This is a genomic window from Aquabacterium sp. CECT 9606, from assembly GCF_918741295.1.
Classification (GTDB): domain Bacteria; phylum Pseudomonadota; class Gammaproteobacteria; order Burkholderiales; family Burkholderiaceae_C; genus Aquabacterium.
Genome location: NZ_CAKKNB010000001.1, coordinates 742149 through 760488 on the forward strand (window position 1 = coordinate 742149; position 18340 = coordinate 760488).

At 63.3% G+C, this 18340-nt stretch carries 17 protein-coding genes; 11 read left to right on the forward strand and 6 right to left on the reverse strand.

From position 1 onward, the window contains the following. Positions 1-27 precede the first annotated feature (27 nt). The 3 genes from tal to LQ232_RS03430 are packed head-to-tail and all read left to right on the forward strand — an operon-like array spanning position 28 to position 3304. The gene (gene tal / locus LQ232_RS03420) at positions 28-987 is read left to right on the forward strand and encodes a transaldolase (protein ID WP_230178974.1); all 960 of its coding nucleotides are present in this window, start codon (positions 28-30) and stop codon (positions 985-987) included. A gap of 17 nt (positions 988-1004) precedes the next feature. Then, the gene (pgi, locus tag LQ232_RS03425; RefSeq protein ID WP_230178975.1) at positions 1005-2648 is read left to right on the forward strand and encodes a glucose-6-phosphate isomerase; all 1644 of its coding nucleotides are present in this window, start codon (positions 1005-1007) and stop codon (positions 2646-2648) included. Beyond that, positions 2645-3304, forward strand: coding sequence for an HAD family phosphatase (locus tag LQ232_RS03430; RefSeq protein WP_230178976.1), 660 nt, complete (start codon positions 2645-2647; stop codon positions 3302-3304). The genes pgi and LQ232_RS03430 overlap by 4 nt, the downstream gene beginning before the upstream one ends. Before the next feature lie 4 nt (positions 3305-3308). On the opposite strand, the gene rpoH is transcribed toward LQ232_RS03430, so the two are convergent. Then, positions 3309-4235 (reverse strand): RNA polymerase sigma factor RpoH, encoded by a 927-nt coding sequence (gene rpoH / locus LQ232_RS03435; RefSeq protein WP_230178977.1) that lies wholly within the window; start codon positions 4233-4235, stop codon positions 3309-3311. 536 nt (positions 4236-4771) lie between these two features. On the opposite strand from rpoH, the gene LQ232_RS03440 reads away from it, so the two are divergent. The 4 genes from LQ232_RS03440 to ppk2 all read left to right on the forward strand — a co-directional run bounded on the left by LQ232_RS03440 (position 4772) and on the right by ppk2 (position 9020). Beyond that, positions 4772-5998 (forward strand): hypothetical protein, encoded by a 1227-nt coding sequence (locus tag LQ232_RS03440; RefSeq protein WP_230178978.1) that lies wholly within the window; start codon positions 4772-4774, stop codon positions 5996-5998. A 243-nt stretch (positions 5999-6241) separates the two neighbouring features. Continuing rightward, positions 6242-6940 (forward strand): YkgJ family cysteine cluster protein, encoded by a 699-nt coding sequence (locus tag LQ232_RS03445; RefSeq protein WP_230178979.1) that lies wholly within the window; start codon positions 6242-6244, stop codon positions 6938-6940. 58 nt (positions 6941-6998) lie between these two features. After that, positions 6999-8114 (forward strand): PA0069 family radical SAM protein, encoded by a 1116-nt coding sequence (locus tag LQ232_RS03450; RefSeq protein ID WP_230178980.1) that lies wholly within the window; start codon positions 6999-7001, stop codon positions 8112-8114. Between the two features lie 60 nt (positions 8115-8174). Beyond that, positions 8175-9020 carry a polyphosphate kinase 2 gene (gene ppk2, locus LQ232_RS03455; RefSeq protein ID WP_230178981.1) on the forward strand — a complete coding sequence of 282 codons (846 nt, stop codon included), beginning with the start codon at positions 8175-8177 and terminating at the stop codon, positions 9018-9020. A 3-nt stretch (positions 9021-9023) separates the two neighbouring features. On the opposite strand, the gene LQ232_RS03460 is transcribed toward ppk2, so the two are convergent. Then, positions 9024-9953, reverse strand: coding sequence for a tRNA-dihydrouridine synthase (locus LQ232_RS03460; RefSeq protein WP_230178982.1), 930 nt, complete (start codon positions 9951-9953; stop codon positions 9024-9026). A gap of 101 nt (positions 9954-10054) precedes the next feature. Here LQ232_RS03460 and LQ232_RS03465 point away from each other — a divergent pair, with 101 nt between their 5' ends. Continuing rightward, positions 10055-11476, forward strand: coding sequence for a cytochrome P450 (locus LQ232_RS03465; RefSeq protein WP_230178983.1), 1422 nt, complete (start codon positions 10055-10057; stop codon positions 11474-11476). Here the strand turns inward: LQ232_RS03465 and LQ232_RS03470 are convergent. Further along, on the reverse strand, positions 11469-12056 hold the full coding sequence (locus tag LQ232_RS03470) for a chalcone isomerase family protein (protein ID WP_230178984.1): 588 nt from the start codon (positions 12054-12056) through the stop codon (positions 11469-11471). The two genes, LQ232_RS03465 and LQ232_RS03470, sit on opposite strands and share 8 nt — an antisense overlap. Positions 12057-12157: 101 nt before the next feature. Between LQ232_RS03470 and LQ232_RS03475 the strand changes: the two genes are divergently transcribed. Then, on the forward strand, positions 12158-13042 hold the full coding sequence (locus LQ232_RS03475; RefSeq protein ID WP_230178985.1) for an HDOD domain-containing protein: 885 nt from the start codon (positions 12158-12160) through the stop codon (positions 13040-13042). Here the strand turns inward: LQ232_RS03475 and LQ232_RS03480 are convergent, their stop codons facing one another. Beyond that, the gene (locus LQ232_RS03480) at positions 13043-13561 is read right to left on the reverse strand and encodes a GNAT family N-acetyltransferase (protein WP_230178986.1); all 519 of its coding nucleotides are present in this window, start codon (positions 13559-13561) and stop codon (positions 13043-13045) included. Between the two features lie 77 nt (positions 13562-13638). Between LQ232_RS03480 and LQ232_RS03485 the strand changes: the two genes are divergently transcribed. After that, on the forward strand, positions 13639-14490 hold the full coding sequence (locus LQ232_RS03485) for a PA4780 family RIO1-like protein kinase (protein ID WP_230178987.1): 852 nt from the start codon (positions 13639-13641) through the stop codon (positions 14488-14490). Between the two features lie 21 nt (positions 14491-14511). On the opposite strand, the gene LQ232_RS03490 is transcribed toward LQ232_RS03485, so the two are convergent. Continuing rightward, complete coding sequence (locus LQ232_RS03490; RefSeq protein WP_230178988.1) at positions 14512-15282, reverse strand: ParA family protein; 771 nt, start codon at positions 15280-15282, stop codon at positions 14512-14514. A 109-nt stretch (positions 15283-15391) separates the two neighbouring features. Here LQ232_RS03490 and LQ232_RS03495 point away from each other — a divergent pair, with 109 nt between their 5' ends. After that, positions 15392-15943: a glutaredoxin family protein gene (locus LQ232_RS03495; RefSeq protein ID WP_230178989.1), complete on the forward strand. Its 552-nt coding sequence runs from the start codon at positions 15392-15394 to the stop codon at positions 15941-15943. On the opposite strand, the gene LQ232_RS03500 is transcribed toward LQ232_RS03495, so the two are convergent. After that, positions 15940-18315, reverse strand: coding sequence for a YgiQ family radical SAM protein (locus LQ232_RS03500; protein WP_230178990.1), 2376 nt, complete (start codon positions 18313-18315; stop codon positions 15940-15942). The two genes, LQ232_RS03495 and LQ232_RS03500, sit on opposite strands and share 4 nt — an antisense overlap. Between the last annotated feature and the right edge of the window lie 25 nt (positions 18316-18340).

An 18340-nucleotide genomic window follows, 5' to 3' on the forward strand; every position in this document is an offset into this window, starting at 1 on the left:
AACAATTTGAGAGCAAGAGCTCACTTCATGGCTTCCCAACTCGACCAGCTCAAGCAATTCACCACAGTCGTGGCCGACACCGGCGACTTCAAGCAGTTGTCACAGTTCACGCCGCAAGACGCCACGACCAACCCGTCGCTCATCCTGAAGGCGGTTCAAAAGGCCGACTATGCGCCCTTGCTGGCCGACACCGTGGCCGCCCACCGGGGCGAGGCGCTGGATGCCATCGTCGACCAGGTGCTGGTGCGTTTTGGCCTTGAGATCCTGAAGGTCGTGCCGGGCCGCGTCTCCACCGAGGTGGACGCGCGGCTGAGCTTTGACACCGAGGGCACGCTGGCCCGTGCACGCCGCATCATCGGGCTGTACCAGGCCGCCGGCATTGACCGCGCTCGCGTGCTGATCAAGATCGCCTCCACCTGGGAGGGCGTCCAGGCCGCGCGTCAGCTGGAGCTGGAAGGCATCCACTGCAACCTGACCTTGCTGTTCTCGTTCTGCCAGGCCCAGGCGTGTGGTGACGCGGGCGTGCAACTGATTTCGCCGTTCGTGGGCCGCATCTACGACTGGTACAAAAAGACTGCCGGCAGCGCCTGGGACGAGGCTGCCAATGCGGGCCTGAACGACCCCGGCGTGAAGTCGGTGACACGCATCCACGCTTATTACAAGCAGCAGGGCATCCGCACCGAGGTGATGGGCGCCAGCTTCCGCAACGTGGGCCAGATCCTGGCCCTGGCCGGTTGCGATCTGCTCACCATCAGCCCTGAACTGCTGGCCCAGTTGCAGGCCACGGACGCGGGCGGCCAGCCGGTGCTCAGGCAGCTGGGTGGGGGCAACACGGGGGCCACTGAACCCGTGCCACCGCTGACCGAGGCCGCTTTCCGCTATGCCTTGAACGACGACGCCATGGGCGTCGAGAAGCTGGCTGAAGGCATCCGATCGTTCGCGGTGGATTCGGCCAAGCTCGACGCGCTCATCGAAGCGTTGCGCTGATGGCTGGAGCGGTGGGCATGACTTTTCCGCGCTGTGATCAAACGGTGGCCTGGCAGGCCTTGAAGGGGCATTTCGAGGCGCATGGCCGCGGCCTGGATTTGCGCGACCTGTTCGCCCAGGACCCGCAGCGCGCCAGCCGTTTCGGTTTCGAGGCCGCCGGCGTCTTCGTGGACGCGTCGCGTGCCCATTGGGATGTGGCCACCACCCGCCATCTGCTGGACCTGGCCCGTGAATGCGGCATCGAGGCCCGGCGCGATGCGCTGCTGGCTGGCGAGCCCATCAACCAGACTGAAGGCCGTGAGGTGTTGCACACGGCCTTGCGCGCCCCCCGTGGCCAGGCCCCGCACAGCGATCTGGTGCACGAGACCTTGGACCAGATGCTGGCGTATGTGGAGGGCATCCGCGCCACCGCAGGCGGGCCGGCTGGCGGTGACATCCACGACGTGGTCAACATCGGCATTGGCGGCTCGGATCTGGGGCCGCAAATGGTGGTCCCGGCCCTGGATCCCTTCGTGCACCCGGGCTTGAATTTCCATTTCGTCTCCAATGTGGATGGCCACGATCTGGCGGCGGTGCTGCGCCGCGTGCGGCCCGAGCACACGCTGTTCATCATCGCCTCCAAGACCTTCACCACCCAGGAAACCATGGCCAATGCGCAAGCCGCGCGCCAATGGTTTCTGGAGCAGGGCGGCCAGGACATCGCCCGGCATTTCGTGGCCACCACCACCAATGTGGAAGGCGCGGCCGCTTTTGGCGTGACCACGACCTTTGGCTTCTGGGATTGGGTGGGCGGGCGATTCTCGATGTGGTCGTCGATCGGCCTGCCCATTGCGCTGGCCTTGGGCCGCGATCACTTCAAGGCCTTGCTGGCGGGTGCCCACGCCATGGACCTGCATTTCGCGCAGGCACCGCTTGAATCCAACCTGCCTGTGTGGCTGGGGCTGCTCGACGTCTGGTACCGCAATTTCAAGGGCTACACCAGCCACGGCATCGCGCCTTACCACCATGGGCTGAGGCGTTTGCCCGCTTACCTTCAGCAGCTGCTGATGGAAAGCAACGGCAAGAGCGTGGACCAGGATGGCGAGCCTTTGCCATACGCCACCAGCGACGTGGTGTGGGGCGAGCCGGGCACCAACGGCCAGCACGCCTTCTTCCAGATGCTGCACCAAGGCTCGGATGTCATCCCGCTGGAGTTCATCCTGGTCAGGCAAGCCACTCACCGCGATGAAAGCCAATGGTCGCCTGCGCTGCAGGCTTTGATGGCGCAACAGCACCAGGTCTTGCTGAGCAATGGGCTGGCCCAAGCGCAGGCCTTGATGTGGGGCAAGACCCAGCAGGAGGCCGTGCAGGAAACCGTGCCCACGGCGGCCTCCAGCGGCTTGGCGGTTGATGTGCTGGCGCGGCACCGCACGTTCGCTGGCAACCGCCCCAGCCTGACCTTGGTGCTGGACCAGCTCACGCCCGAATCCCTGGGCGCCCTGGTGGCGCTTTACGAGCACCGTACTTTTGTGAGCGGTGCCTTGTGGGGCATCAACTCTTTCGACCAATGGGGCGTGGAGCTGGGCAAGGCGCTGAGCAAGGACCTGCTCCCCCGCTTGGCCACAGGCGATGTCTCTGGCCTGGATGCCGCCACGGCGGCCCTCATCGGGCGCCTTCGATGAAGGACTTGCCGTGCGAGGCGGTGGTGTTCGACTTGGGCGGCGTGGTCTTCAACTGGAGCCCGCCTGATCTGATCTTGTCGCTGTGGCCGCACCTGGCCACCACACGCGACCAGGCGCAGGCCTTGGCCCTGAGCATCTTCCAGTCTTTCACGCCCGGCAGCGACTGGACCGAGTTTGACCGGGGCCGTTTGCAGCGGCCCGAGATTGACCACAGATTGGCCCAGCGCACCGGGCTGGCTTACCCAGACCTGCACCATTTGCTGGATGCCATTCCTGTTCACCTGGCGCCCATCGCCGCCACGGTGAGTTGGATTGAACGCCTGGCCGTGGCTGGCACGCGACTGCATTACCTGTCGAACATGCCCAGCCCCTATGCCGACTACCTGTTGCGCGAACATGCTGTCATGCAGCACTTTCGCGATGGCGTGTTTTCATGCGAGGTGGGGCAGATCAAGCCCGAGGCGGCCATCTTCGCCACTGCGGCGGAGCAGTTTGGGCTGGCGCCCAGCCGCTGTGTGTTCATCGATGACCACGCGGGCAATGTGGCCGCCGCCCAGCAACTGGGATGGAAAACGGTTCAGTTCGTGGATGCGGGCCAATGCGAGCGCGAGTTGATCAAGCTGGGCGCCTTGCCCAGCCCCGATCAAGCGCCTTGAAGCTTCAAGCTGTTTCGGTTTCGCTCAAAGCTTTGCGCATTTTTTTCATCGCGGCCACTTCGATTTGACGAATGCGCTCGGCGCTGACGCCGTAGTTGGCGGCCAAATCATGCAGCGTCATGCCGCCCGAGCCATTGTCATTCACTTTCAGCCAGCGTTCTTCAACGATGCGGCGGCTGCGGTCGTCCAGCTGGTTCAGGGCGTGCGTGATGCCGTCGCTGGCCAGCCAGTCGCGGTGATGGGCCTCAATGACGCGAGTGGGCTCATGCGCATCGTCCGACAAATAAGCCATGGGGGCGGCAGGGCCCTCATGGTCGTCGTCGGCCGGGGCTTCGAGCGCCACATCGCCACCCGACATGCGGGTTTCCATTTCGATGACGTCTTCGGGGCGCACATCCAGTTCGTGCGCCACGCGCTGGATTTCTGATTCGCTGAAACCCATGCGGCCCACGTGGGCATCATCGGCATCGCCCTTGTACTGGTGCTTGAGCGAGCGCAGGTTGAAGAACAGCTTGCGCTGGGCCTTGGTCGTGGCGACCTTGACCATGCGCCAATTCTTCAAGATGTACTCGTGGATCTCGGCCTTGATCCAGTGCATGGCGTAGCTCACCAGGCGCACGCCCTGATCAGGGTCAAAGCGCTTGACGGCCTTCATCAAGCCCACATTGCCTTCCTGGATCAGGTCGCCCTGGGGCAGGCCGTAGCCCACGTACTGGCGCGAGATGGACACCACCAGGCGCAGGTGGGACAGCACCAAGCGCCCGGCAGCCTGAACGTCGCCCTCAGAACGGAGTTTGCGCGCCAGATCCTGCTCTTCTTCCACTTTGAGCATGGGAATGTCTTGCACGGCGCGAATGTAGGCGTCCAGGTTGCCCAGCGAGGGAACCAGGGTCCAGGGATCACGGGTGGTCAAGGCGGTAGCGGCAGTCATCGTTGGCGTCCTTTCGGAATCATCCTTTGCTGTGAGCAGAAATATTAGCACTCTATTGCTTTGAGTGCTAAGTGCTGAAAAGTTCCCCGGAAGGGGCTTCCAGGGGCTCTTTCATTGGCCGCAAATGCCGGTCTGGAGTTGCCATCTTGAACTTTCCGGGATCTACCACCAGCAAGCGGATTTTTAACGCGATCTTGCGTGGCGCACCTGGCCAGAACATGCGCAGTTGGCAATGACTCGTCATCGATCAAGCCACTGCGGTGTGCATCAACAGCACATGCCGCCTTCAAAAATGAAACTCGGGGATTAATGGGTGCAATTACATGTGTCGCATTGAGTTCCTCGCATCGCGAACTTTTGATAAGTGATTGATGTGCAAGGATTAAATCAGTGCCGTAATTAAATGAAATATTGGAAACGTTAATCGTTCAGGGTTTTTGCCTAATCGATTTATTTGAACAACTTCTAATCTCGCCCCGCTGACTTCTTCAGCGCATAGACCTGTTTGGACTAATAAAACCCTAGGAGTAGATACTTTGAAATCGTCCACCCTTTTAAACCGCCTACGCGGCACGATCGCGCTTGCTGCCATTGCAGCCGTGACGCTAACGCCAAACACGGCAAGCGCGTTGGATCCGGCCTTGGTGCCTTCCATCGGCGCGGATACCGGCCGCTTCACGCTGCCAATCTCTTGCCAGATCAGCGTGGGCACCCTCAACATCATCAAGATCGCGGGCACCGTTGACATCCAAGGCATCGCGCCTGTCCAGCTTGGGCCCGGACAAGAGTTTTACCTGTCGCAGGGAAGCGGGGCGCTGACGCTGCCACCTTGGCTTTCGTCACTCGGAGGGCTCGTTGCCATCGACAAGGCCGATGCCATCGTTTCCAGCCTGCGGATCGGCGCAACGCGGTCGACCCCCGCCACGGTTGATCTTGCGAAACTCTACGACCTGAGCGTGGCGGATGTTCCTGTCACGGCAGGGCGGGCCATCACCGTCGGTTTGCCGAAAACAGGCGATTTCCGGGTAGGGCCTTACACCGCCCCCGCCGATGGCCGCATTCAGTTCCGCTTTGAAGGAGCTTCCGCAGATGTGACGCTGAAATCCAAGATTGGTTTCAAAATCAAGGTCCATGCGGAGTGCGCAGCCTCACAGGGCAATGCTCTCTTGTCGGTTGCGGTGGGCAACGAAGTCGATCCGAGCAAGGCGGCGCTGTACGAGGGTGAGCCGCTGTCCTATCCCAAGGTGGCGGCCGGCAACTTGGTGGGCATCGTCCACGCGCCGTACAAGTGCAATATCGGAGGGCAGCAATACGACGTTGGCGTGGCTGTTGGCGGGGTGATTCCACTCGCCGTGAAACGCGCAGGCACCCTGTCCATCACCGAGGCGTCAGGTGCATTCACTTTGCCAGCATCGACCGTGAACCGGCTCATGGACGCGGGAATCACCTCGGTACAAGGGAAAGTCAGTGAGCTCGAGTTGATCGTGGACCACGGCACACCAGCGAACCCGAACGTGCTGCCAGGCGGAACGGACATCCCTGCCACCACACTCCAGCGCGATAAGCCGGTTGTTGTGTCCTTGCCAGTCAATGGCACGGTCACGGCAGGACCGTTCAAGCCGGACGGTACCGCCGAGTCCATGGTGATCGGCATGGGCAGCGCAGCGGGCGCTCTGCAGTTCAATGGCAATGGCCAGAACGTTCCGGTGACTTGTCCGAAGCCGCAACCGGATGCCCTGCTGGTTGATGCTCCACTGATCTAAGCCACCACTGCTGATTTGAAGGGGCGTCTTCATGGCGCCCTTTTTTTATTCAAATGCGAATTGAATGTGGATTGAATATTCTCAGGCTTTCGGTAAGTGCCATTCGCTTGTGGCGCTTGTCGAGAAGGGACGGGCGACGAGCACTTGGCTGATCTGCGCTGAAAGCCCGTATTGAAATTCAGAATTGAACGAAGAAAATTCGGCATAGTTTGATATCTAGGGCGCCCTGCCAGGAGAGTTCCCATGTCCGAAGAGCGGATGCTTGAACACGCGTTGCCTGAATTGGCCGAAGCGCGTGGAGATCTACAAAAACTCACCATGCGGGAGTCGGTGGTGCGGTTTTACGCGCGCCATGAAGCGCGTCTGAACAACGCTGTTCAGACCTCATCCCAGGCCTTGGCTTGCGAGGCTGGCTGCAGCTATTGTTGCCGCCAGTTTGAGGTTGTGGCCCACCCCTTTGAGGTGTTCGAGGTTCAAGCCTACGTGACCAAGCATTTCACGCCAGAGCAACTGCGCAGCGTGATGGAACGCGCCACCCGCAATGTGAACGAGCGCAAGGCCGCGACTGAGGCGGATCGGCTCACCCTCAGGCCGACTTGCCCATTTTTGGTCAACCACAGCTGTTCGGTCTACGCGGCCCGGCCATCGGTTTGCCGCAATTACCATTCGACCGACAAAGACAACTGCCAGAAGGCGTTTGAGGACCCCTTCAGCACCTGGCCCAATACCTACGCGGACGAGGTCTTCCACACGGCGATGGGCAGTGCGGCAGGCTTCAAGAAAGCGGTAGAGGAGTTGGGGTTGGACACGCGGGCCTACCACTTGTCGGCGGCCTTTTTGGAGGCCATGCGGAGCCCTGATAGCGCCAAGCGATTCAAGAGCGGGAAACGCGCCTTCTTGAAGGCGACCACGTCCAGTTTTGAGGAAGGATCGGGGTCATAGCGATTGTATTTTTTGGGCTTGGCAGTCGCCGCAATGTGCTGTATAAATACACAGTATCATGCTGCCTGACGACCGCCTGCTGGCCAAGCCCTTCAAAGGGCGTGGCACTGCCACCCGCATCCTGCACCGCTTCAACAAAGAAGGGCGGGAGCGGATCGACGATGGCTGGCCGGCCGATGGCGGGGATGAGGACGCTGAAGCGCCTCCAGTGCAGACCCAGGTCACGCACGAGCACGCCAAGACCATCCTGAGCCGCAATGACTCGCCAGACTTGCCCTTCACCTGGTCCATCAATCCCTACCGGGGCTGTGAGCATGGCTGCATCTATTGCTATGCCCGTCCCACCCACAGCTACCTGAACCTGTCGCCCGGCCTGGATTTCGAGACCCGCCTGGTGGCCAAGGTCAACGCGGCCGATTGCCTGAGGCGAGAGCTGGCCAAGGCGAGCTACCAGCCCAGCGCCATCAACCTGGGCTCGGCCACCGATTGCTACCAGCCTATTGAGCGCGAGCTGGGCATCACCCGTTCGGTGCTGCAGGTGCTCACCGAGTGCCAGCACCCTTTCTCGATCGTGACCAAATCCAGCGGCGTTGAGCGGGATCTGGATTTGATCAGCTTGGCGGCGCGGCGCCATCAGGCGCTGGTGCTGGTCAGCATCACCACGCTTGATCCGGTGCTGTGCCGCAAGCTGGAGCCGCGTGCGGCGGCTCCTCACCGGCGTTTGTTGACCGTCAAGCGCCTGGCCGAGGCAGGGGTGCCGGTCGGCGTCAACGTGGCCCCCATCATCCCGTTTTTGAACGAGCCTGAGATCGAGCAGGTGATCAAGGCGGCGGCCGAGGCCGGTGCCGGGTCCATCCACTACACGGTGGTGCGCTTGCCCTGGGAGGTCAACCCCTTGTTCCAGGAATGGCTGCAGCACCACGTGCCCGAGCGGGCCGACCGCATCATGGCCCGCATCCGCGACATGCGCGGCGGCAAAGATTACGAAGCCGATTTTGCCCACCGCATGCGGGGCCATGGCCTGTGGGCCGAGTTGATCGCACAGCGGGTGGCCAAGGCGGCGGCACGGAATGGGCTGGCACGCAGGCCCCTGGTTGAGTTGGACATCGGCCTATTCAAGCGCCCTCAGGCGCCGCCTTCCGAGGCCGCCTCTCGGCAAGGGACCTTGTTCTGACGCGGTCGGCCTTGCAGGGTTATAAAGCTTGCACCGTCACTTCAGCATCGGGCACGTGTCATGGGCAACAACAAGGACAGCAATGGAAATGGCAATGGCGACAAAGGCAAGGGCGCCAAATCAGGCGCGCGCCTGAGCAAACAGCAATACGGCGATTTGCTGGGCCCGTTGCAGATCGAGCTGAACAATCTGGCGCGTTGGGTGCAGCACCGTCAAAAGCGCTTGCTGATCGTGCTGGAGGGCCGGGACACGGCGGGCAAGGGCGGCGTCATCAACGCCATCAGCGAGACGCTCAACCCGCGCATGTGCCATGTGGTGGCGCTGAGCAAACCCACTGAGATCGAGCAAAGCCAGTGGTATTTTCAACGTCACGTGGCGCATTTGCCGGCTGGCGGCCACATCGTGCTGATGGACCGCAGCTGGTACAACCGCGCCGGGGTTGAAAAGGTGATGGGCTACAGCAGCGATGAGCAGGTTCAGCGCTTCATGAAGCAGACGCCGGTGTTCGAAAAGCTGCTGGTGGACGATGGCATCCTGCTCTTCAAGTACTGGCTCACGGTGGATCAGGAAGAGCAGGAGCAGCGCATGGCTGAGCGCTTGAACGACCCGCTCAAGCGTTGGAAGTTGTCGCCCATCGATCTGGAAGCACGCCTGAAATACAAGGAATATGGGCAGGCGCGCGATGCCATGCTGGAGTCCACGCACACCAAGCATGCGCCCTGGACGCTGGTGGATTTCAATGACCAGCGCCGCGGGCGTTTGACCTTGATTCGCCACTTGCTGGATCAGTTGCCGGACTGCCAGGTGCCCGAGACCCAGCTGGCGTTCCCGCCCTTGCCCGGTAAACCGGCCAAGGAAGAGTTTGGCGGGCCCCTCAAGCCCATTCCCTCGGTCAAGGTTGCTTGATCATCAAGCGAACAAGGTTTGACCCACCACCGTGTGGTCGTTGGTGGTGCGAACGCGGCCATAGGCCTCTTCCGCCTCGGGGTAGTGACGCCTCAAGAAATTGAGCCACTGCTTGATGCGGCCGGCCCGGTGGCGAGGCTCGACACGGGTCTGGATCAGCTTCCAGAATTCCGCCATCAAAGGCAACAGCGATGACCAGGGCAGGCCTGGGTGCCCCGGCGTGGCGATGCTGAGCGCCAGCCCGGGATTGACGACCATGCCGCGCCCCAACATCAAGTCCTGGCAGCCCGAGGCCTGCTGGCAACGGCGGGCATCGTCCACGTTCCAGATCTCGCCATTGGCGACCACGGGGATGTTCACCGCCAGGCGGATTTCGTTCACGCGGTCCCAGTAGGCGGGCGGGCGGTAGGCGTCGGCCCGGGTGCGGGCGTGCACCACCAGCTCTTCGGCGCCACCGCTGGCCAGGGCCTGGGCGCATTCCACTGCCATCGAGTCGTCGAGGTAGCCCAACCGCATCTTGGCCGACACGGGCATGTGGGCCGGCACGGCGCGGCGCACCGCGGCCACGATGGCGTGCAACAGCTCGGGATCGACCAGCAAGGCCGCGCCTCCGCCGTGCCGGTTCACGACCTTGGCCGGGCAGCCAAAGTTCAGGTCGATGCCGGCGGGGCCCAAGGTGGCCAGCCGGGCGGCGTTCTCGGCCAGGCAGCTGGGGTCGGAGCCCAGCAATTGCGCCCGCACAGGCACCCCCGCGTGCGTGCGGCCGCCGTTGAGCAGTTCGGGCACGATGCGCGTGAACACCCGCTCGGGCAGCAACTGGTCGGTGATGCGGATGAACTCGGACACGCAGCGGTCGATGCCGCCCACGCGGGTCAGGATGTCGCGCAGGGGGAAATCCAGGAGGCCTTCCATGGGCGCGAGCAGGATGGTCATGAAAAAAATCAGGAGGGATGGGCCGGGCCGTAGTGTACGGAGCTTGGCCCGGCGTGTCTTGCATGCGAGACTGAAGGCCCACCGAGATGGAGCCATCCCCCTTGAGCACTTTGCTGAGCCATCCACCCCTGCGCCGATTGGACCAACTGCCCGGCCCGCGACCCTTGCCCGTCGTGGGCAACGCCTTGCAAATCAAGCGCCCGCGCATCCACCTGGATTTTGAGCAATGGGCGCGTGAGTACGGGCCGACTTTCCGGGTGCGCCTGGGGCCCACGCAGGTGCTGGTGGTGACCGACCACGAGGCCATCCATGCCGTGATGAAAGACCGGCCCGAGGGCTTTCGGCGCCCGGCCAGCCTGGAGCGGGTGGTCAAGGAGCTGGGCGGCGCACAAGGCCTGTTCAGCGCCGAGGGCCAGGACTGGCACCACCAGCGGCGCATGGTGATGGCGGCCTTTTCGCCCACCCATGTGCGTGCTTATTTTCCGGCATTGTTGAAGGTGGCGCAGCGCCTGGATGGACGTTGGCAGAAGGCCGCCGCGCAAGGGCAGGCGATCGACCTGCAAAGCGACCTGATGCGTTTCACGGTGGACGCCATCGCCGGACTGGCGTTTGGCGTGGAGATGAACACCCTGGAATCGGATGAAGACGTGATCCAGCGCCACCTGGACAAGATATTCCCGGCCTTGTTCAAGCGGCTCAACACCCTGCTGCCGTATTGGCGCTACGTCAAATTACCCTCCGACCACGACCTGGACCACAGTTTGAAAACGGTGAACCAGGCCATCAGCGGCTTCATCGAGCAGGCACGCGAACGCATGCGACGCGAGCCTGCGCGGCGTGAGCAGCCCACCAACCTGATCGAGGCCCTGATCGTGGCCGCCGACCAGCCGGACAGCGGCGTGAACGACGAGGTCGTGGCGGGCAATGTGTTCACCATGCTGCTGGCCGGTGAAGACACCACGGCCAACACGCTGGCCTGGTTGATCCATCTGTTGCACCGCCACCCCGAGGCCTTGAAGCGGGCGCAAGACGAGGTGCGCTGCGTGGTGGGGGCGGACTTGTCGGGCTTCACGATGGACCAGGTGGGCGACCTGCCTTACCTGGACGCCTGCATCCAGGAAACCATGCGCCTCAAACCGGTGGCGCCCTTCCGGGTGCAGCAGGCCTTGCGCGACACGGTGGTGGGTGATGTGCTGGTGCCCACGGGCACGTTGGTGTGGTGCATCTCGCGCCACGACGCGCTGGACGATCGGCACTTCCCAAATGGCGTGGCCTTCATGCCCGAACGCTGGCTGGCCGATGGCACAGCCAGGAAGGTGTCCACCCCCTTTGGTGGCGGGCCCCGCGTGTGCCCGGGGCGTTACCTGGCGATGGTCGAAATGAAAGTGGCCATGGCCACCTTGCTGAATCAGTTCGACATCGAGCGCGTGGACACCCCCCAGGGCGGCGAAGCGCAAGAGTTGATGTCGTTCACGATGACCCCGGTGGGCCTGACGATGCGCCTGAAGTCCCGTGTCAATTGAGCCCCAGCAAGTGCTCGCGCAATTCGCGAGGCGCCAGGGGGCCCATCACCGGGCGCAGTGACACATCCCAGAGCGATTCGTTGTCGTGAGCTGGCCCCATGGGGTGGCCATTGAGCGAGGCCACGATGCCCTCCTGGGGGACCCAGTCGATCAGCACCACATCGCCCTTGTGCAGCATGTCGATCTTGGCGTAGCCCGCCGCGATGGCTTCGACCTCGGCGGTCAGCGCCTGGGCTTCGGCCTCGGTGGCACTGGCCGCGAAGTCATTGAGGAACTGGCGTGCGATGAGGAAGCCCTTCACGTCGCGGAGCATGACCAGGTGCACGCGCTTGGGTCCGGCCAGCTTGACAACCTCGTCCAGCGTGTGGCGCCTTTCGGTCAGGTAGAGGGCGCAGGTGTTGGTCTTGAAAAATCCGCGCTTTTGAACCGACGCACCGTTGAGCACCAGCTTGGTTCCGGCCACCTGCGCGGTGTCTTCGATGGGCACGCCTTCCAGCTCACGCGGCGGTTCGGCCTGGGCCGCACCGATCACCATGAGGCATGACCAGGCCAAATACCACCACGGGCGTCTGGTTTTCAAAGCGGGCTTCCTTTTCAGTTCTGGGCCAACCATTTTTCCCTCTTCATTTTCCGGGCAAAACGCCGATACCCTGGCAGTGCACCACTTTAGGCCTTTTCTCCATGACGACCACGGATCTGGCGCCGACGCGCACCTCTGCCATCCAGCAAGAGCTGGATCACGCCAGGGCGAAAGGGCCGCTGCAGCACATCGTCATCCCGCCTTGTCCGGAATTGCTGACGCGCTTGCAGAAAGCCATGGCGGCCAGCGAGCCCGACTTGAACGAAGTGGCCCGCATCGCCTCCAGTGATGTGGCCATGTCGGCCACCATGCTGCGATCGGCCAATGGGCCGCTGTACGCCAGTGGCCAGCCAGTGCAAAGCATCGGCCAGGCCATGAACCGCCTGGGCTTGACCGACACCGCGGCGATCCTGACGGGCTTTCTGGCGCAAAACGCCATCCGTGTCAGCAGTCCGCACCTGCAGGGCTTCTGGGAGCGCGCCACCAAGCGGGCCCTGGCCATGGCTTTCATCGCGAAACGCCTGCCCGGCATGTCGCCCGATCTGGCCTACACCTATGGCCTCTTCTGCCACGTGGGCCTGCCAGTGATGATGCAAAGCGTGAAGGGCTATGTGGGCACCATGGTGGAGGCCCAGGCCCGCGTCGATCGCTCTTATGTGGCCACTGAAAACGCCAACCACCGCACCGACCACGCCGTGGTGGGCGCCTTGGTGGCCCGGGTGTGGCGTTTGTCGCCCAGCCTGATGGCCGCCATCCGGCTGCACCACGATCTGGCCGCGCTGGGTGATCGCTTCACCGAGCCCGAGGTGCACACCCTGGTGGCCGCCGGTTTGCTGGCCGATCACCTGCTGCGCCTGCAAGAGGGCTTGCAGCCCGAAAAAGAATGGACGGCCTATGGCGCAAAGGCGCTGGCGTGGCTCCAGATCTCGGTCGATGAACTCGCCGTCTGGGAAGACGAGGTCATGGAGACGCTGGAGATCGGTTGATCAGCCGATGGCCCGCACCAGGCGGATCGTCTCGATCTTCACGCCGCCCACGTCCACCGTCTGGGCGGTTTTCAATTCGCGCTTGAAGCCGGCTTTTTCGTGGAAGGCCAGGGCACGTTCGTTGCGCAGCGGCAGCCACAGCGAAACGTGGGTGCAGCCTTCGTCTTCCAGGCCGTCGCGGGCGCCATCCCACAGGGCCAGGCCGGCGCCAGTGGACCACAGGTCAGGCCTGACGTAGATCTGCCAGATCTCGCCCATGGTGGACGGGGTCTTGGGATCGCGCGAGCGGTCGTAGCCCACGAAGCCCACCACCTGCTCGCCCTCGGCGGCCACCTGGATTTGCGGCTCGCCCATTTCGATGGCTTCGCGCCAATAGCCCTGGCGCTTGTTGGCGAAGAGGGTGCTCAGCAGCTCGTCGGGCACCAGGTCCTTGTAGGAAGCCTGCACGGCGGCGGCGTAAATGTCGGCAATGGCCATGGCATCGCGGGGAATGGCGGAGCGAACCTGATATCGGGACATGACAGATTGGAGGTGGTTGGACGGATAAGTTCTGGACGAGGATTGTCGTCGCATCCGGGCAGCGCACAATGCGCACCATGAAAATCCCCAAAAGACTGGAACCGCTGATTGAAGATGGCTTGATCGATGGGGTGGTCCGCCAGCTGATGAGCGGCAAGGAAGCCATGGTCTTCGTGGTGCGCTGCGGTGACGACATCCGCTGCGCCAAGGTCTACAAAGAGGCCAACAAACGCAGTTTTCGCCAGGCGGTGGACTACACCGAGAACCGCAAGACGAAGAACAGCCGGCAGGCCCGCGCCATGGCCAAAGGTACGCGCTATGGCCGCCAGGCGCAAGAGGCCGCGTGGCAAAACGCCGAAGTCGATGCCCTGTACCGGCTGGCTGGCGCGGGCGTGCGCGTGCCCAAGCCCTACAACTTCCACGAAGGCGTGTTGCTGATGGAGTTGGTGACGGGGGCCGATGGCGACGCCGCACCGCGCCTCAACGACCTGTCCTTCGAGCCCGAGCTGGCCCGCCAGTATCACCACACCCTGATCATGGAAGTGGTGCGCATGCTGTGCGCCGGCGTGGTTCATGGTGACTTGTCGGAGTTCAACATCCTGGTGGGCGCCGATGGCCCAGTCATCATCGACCTGCCCCAGGCGGTGGATGCCGCTGGCAACAACCACGCCTCCGACATGCTGGAGCGCGATGTGGCCAATCTGCGCAACTACTTTGGGCAGTACGCGCCCGAACTGCTGGCCACCGACTACGGCCGCGAGATCTGGGCCTTGTACGAGGCGGGTGGCCTGCACCCCGAGGTGCAGCTCACCGGCCAGTTCGCCCGAAGCGAAAAAGCCGTCGACCTGGGCGCGGTGCTGCGCGAGATCGACGACGCCAAGGACGAAGAAGCCGCCCGCAGGCTGCGACTTCAAACGCCGGCTCAGTAAGGGCTGCAGCGAGGGTTCGTTCTATGAGGAGCGCAGGGCATCGTGCAGGGCCACGAAATCCTGGGTGAGTTTGTGGCGCGGATCCAGGTGGATCATGGGCGTGGCCTGCTGGTGTGATTCGCGGATGCGCACCGACGCGCTCAGGTAAGGCTGCAGCACGGGCAGGCCTTCGTCGATCAGTTCCTGCACCAGCTTTTGGGGCAGGTTGGCGCGCGGCTGGAACTGGTTCACCACGATGCCATCGACCTGCAGGCCCTGGTTGTGGTCGGCCTGGATCTCTTGCACGTTCTCCAGCAAGGCGTACAGGGCGCGGCGCGAGAAATCGTCGCAGTCAAAAGGGATCAGGCAGCCCTGCGCGGCGATCAGTGCGGAGCGCGTGTAGAAGTTCAGGGCGGGTGGGGTGTCGATGTAGACGCGGTCGTAGGCCTCGTCCAGCTCGGCCAGGGCGTCGCGCAGTTTGTAGATCTTGTGGCGCGACTCGAGCTTGCTTTGCAGCTCTTCCAGCTCGGGGCTGGAGGGCATCAGGTCCAGGTTGTCCCATTGGGTGGCCACCACGAAGTCGGCGGTGCTCTTGGGCCGTGCGCTGAACTTCAGGGTCTGGTCAAAGAACTCGGCCAGGTTGGGCGTGCCCTCTTCCAAACCATCGCCCATCAGGTAGTGGGTGGAGTTGCCTTGGGGGTCCAGGTCGACCACGAGCGTGCGCAGGCCTTGGCTGGCGCTGATGGCGGCCAGGTTGCAGGTGATGGTGGATTTGCCAACACCACCTTTTTGGTTGAACACAACGTAGCGCATGGTCCGGTCCCTTCTGCTGATGAATGCGCATTGTGCACTGCAACAATGCACATTCTGGTGACGCGGGCGGCGTGATTTCAGGCAGAGTGGTCATTGATCCAACCACCCCATGAATGACATGATGCAGAGCTGCCCCAAGTGCCACCATGTTCGCCAGCCCGGAGCGCTGGCCCCCGATTGGCAATGCCCCGCTTGCGGCGTGGCTTATGCCAAGGCCTCCGAAGGCTTGAGGCCCCAGCCGTTGCGCACCGACGTGTTCGTGGCCCGCCAACAAAGCCAGTTCGCGTGGGGCAAGTGGGTGGCGGCGGCCGTGCTGGCCTATGGCGCGTGGATGGGGTGGCAGGTGTCCGCCAAGCACCGGTCAGAGGGCGGTGCCACTGAGCAATCTTCAGCCGGTGATGTGCAGGCCCTGGCCGCGTTGGTCAAGTCGGGCGATGTGATCATCTACACCACCACGACCTGCCCTTATTGCGCGCAAGCCAAGGGCTGGTTGACGCAGAACGGCTTTGCCTTCACCGAATGCGATGCGCAAGCCAGCATGGACTGTGAACGCAAGCTGCAGGAGTTGGGCGGCGTGGGCGTGCCCTTCCTGATGGTCAAGGGCAAGCCCATGAAGAACGGCTTTGATTCGGACGAGTTTCTGGCCCTGCTGAAATCTTAGCGGGGCTTCTTGCGCCCCACGGCCTTGTGGGCCATGCCACCACCCACGCTTTTCACCGACCGGGTGGGCGATGCGCTGGCACCGGTCTCGCGCGGGGGCAGGCCGGTGTGCTGGGTCAGGATGCGGCCCTTGGTCACGGGCGAGGTCTTGACCGCGCCAGTGGGGGTCGAGTTCTTGCGGCGCGCGGTCTGGTAGCTGCCATCGATCACCGGCTGGTAGGTCGGAATCAGGTGGTGCTTGCCATTGCCGATCAAATCAGCGCGGCCCATGTCTTTCAAGGCCTCGCGCAGCAGGGGCCAGTTGTTGGCATCGTGGTAGCGCAAGAAAGCCTTGTGCAGGCGACGGCGGCGGTCGCCGCGCACGATGTCGACCGTTTCGCTGTCGCGCGTGATCTTGCGCAGCGGGTTGCGGCCGGTGTGGTACATCGCCGTGGCGGTGGCCATGGGTGATGGGTAGAAGGTCTGCACCTGGTCGGCCTTGAAACCATTGCGCTTGAGCCAGATGGCCAGGTTCATCATGTCTTCGTCGCTGGTGCCCGGGTGGGCGGCGATGAAGTAGGGGATGAGGTACTGCTTCTTGCCGGCTTCTTCGCTGAACTTCTCGAACAGCTGCTTGAAGCGGTCGTAGCTGCCGATGCCCGGCTTCATCATCTTGGTGAGCGGGCCTTGCTCGGTGTGCTCGGGTGCGATCTTGAGGTAGCCGCCCACGTGGTGCGTGACCAGCTCTTTCACGTACTCGGGCGATTTGATGGCCAGGTCGTAGCGCAGGCCCGAACTGATCAAAATCTTCTTGACGCCCTTCAAGGCCCGCGCGCGGCGGTACATCTTGATGAGCGGGCCGTGGTCGGTGTTCAGGTTGGGGCACACATCGGGGTAGACACAGGAGGGCTTGCGGCAAGCCGCTTCGATCTCTGGTGATTTGCAGCCGATGCGGTACATGTTGGCCGTGGGGCCGCCCAGATCAGAGATGACACCAGTGAAGCCTTTCACGCTGTCGCGGATGGCTTCGATTTCCTTGATCACCGAGTCTTCGCTGCGGCTCTGGATGATGCGGCCTTCGTGCTCGGTGATGGAGCAGAAGGTGCAGCCGCCGAAGCAGCCGCGCATGATGTTCACGCTGAAGCGGATCATCTCCCAGGCGGGGATCTTGGTGGCGCCGTCGTGGCCGCCCTTTTCATCGGCGTAGGCCGGGTGGGGCGAACGTGCGTATTGCAGGTCGAAGGTGAAGTCCATCTCGGCCGTGGTCAGCGGGATGGGCGGCGGGTTGATCCACACGTCGCGGTGGCCATGGGCCTGCACCAGGGCGCGGGCGTTGCCGGGGTTGGTCTCCAGGTGCAGCACGCGGTTGGCGTGGGCGTAGAGCACCGGGTCGCTCTTGACCTGCTCGTAGGAGGGCAGGCGGATGACGGTGCGGTCGCGCGGCGGCATGTTGATCTTGCCGGTGGGGCGGGCAGCGGCCAGCGGGCTGCGCACGAAGTTGATCGGCTTGACGGCGTTGCCCATGGGGGCTGGCGGGCCGTCGGCCTTGGCCGCGTCTTCCTTGGCGCAGGTGCTGCCCTGGGCTTCGGCCTGTTCCGACGTTGTCTGGTACGGGTTGATGTGCTCGTCAACGCGGCCGGGCATGTCGACTTCGGATGAGTCCAGCTCGAACCAACCGGCGGCCGTGGGGTCGTTGGTGCGGCGCATGAAGGCGGTGCCGCGCACATCGGTGATCTGCTCGATGGGCTCGCGCGCGGCCAAACGGTGCGCGATCTCGACGATGGCGCGTTCGGCGTTGCCGTAGAGCAGCAGGTCGGCCTTGGCATCGGCCAGGATGGAGCGGCGGACCTTGTCCTGCCAGTAGTCGTAGTGCGCGATGCGGCGCAGCGAGCCTTCGATGCCGCCCATGATGATGGGCACGTCGTTGTAGGCTTCCTTGCAGCGCTGCGCGTAGACCAGCGAGGCACGGTCGGGGCGGCTGCCGCCTTGGCCGCCGGGGGTGTACACGTCGTCGCTGCGGATCTTGCGGTCGGCGGTGTAGCGGTTGATCATCGAGTCCATGTTCCCGGCGGTGACGCCATAGAACAGGTTGGGCTTGCCCAGCACCTTGAACGGATCGGCGCTTTGCCAGTCGGGCTGCGCGATGATGCCGACGCGGAAGCCCTGCGCCTCCAGCATGCGGCCGATCACGGCCATGCCGAAGCTGGGGTGGTCCACGTAGGCGTCGCCCGTGACGATGATGATGTCGCAGCTGTCCCAGCCGAGCGCCGTCATCTCGTCCCGGCTCATGGGCAAATACTTGGCCGTGCCAAAGCGCTTGGCCCAGTACGGGCGGTAGCCGTTCAGGGTTTTTTCAGCTTTGGGGATGGTGATCGGCGAGGCGGTGGCGGACATGTCGGAGAGCGGGCGTCGGAGGGGC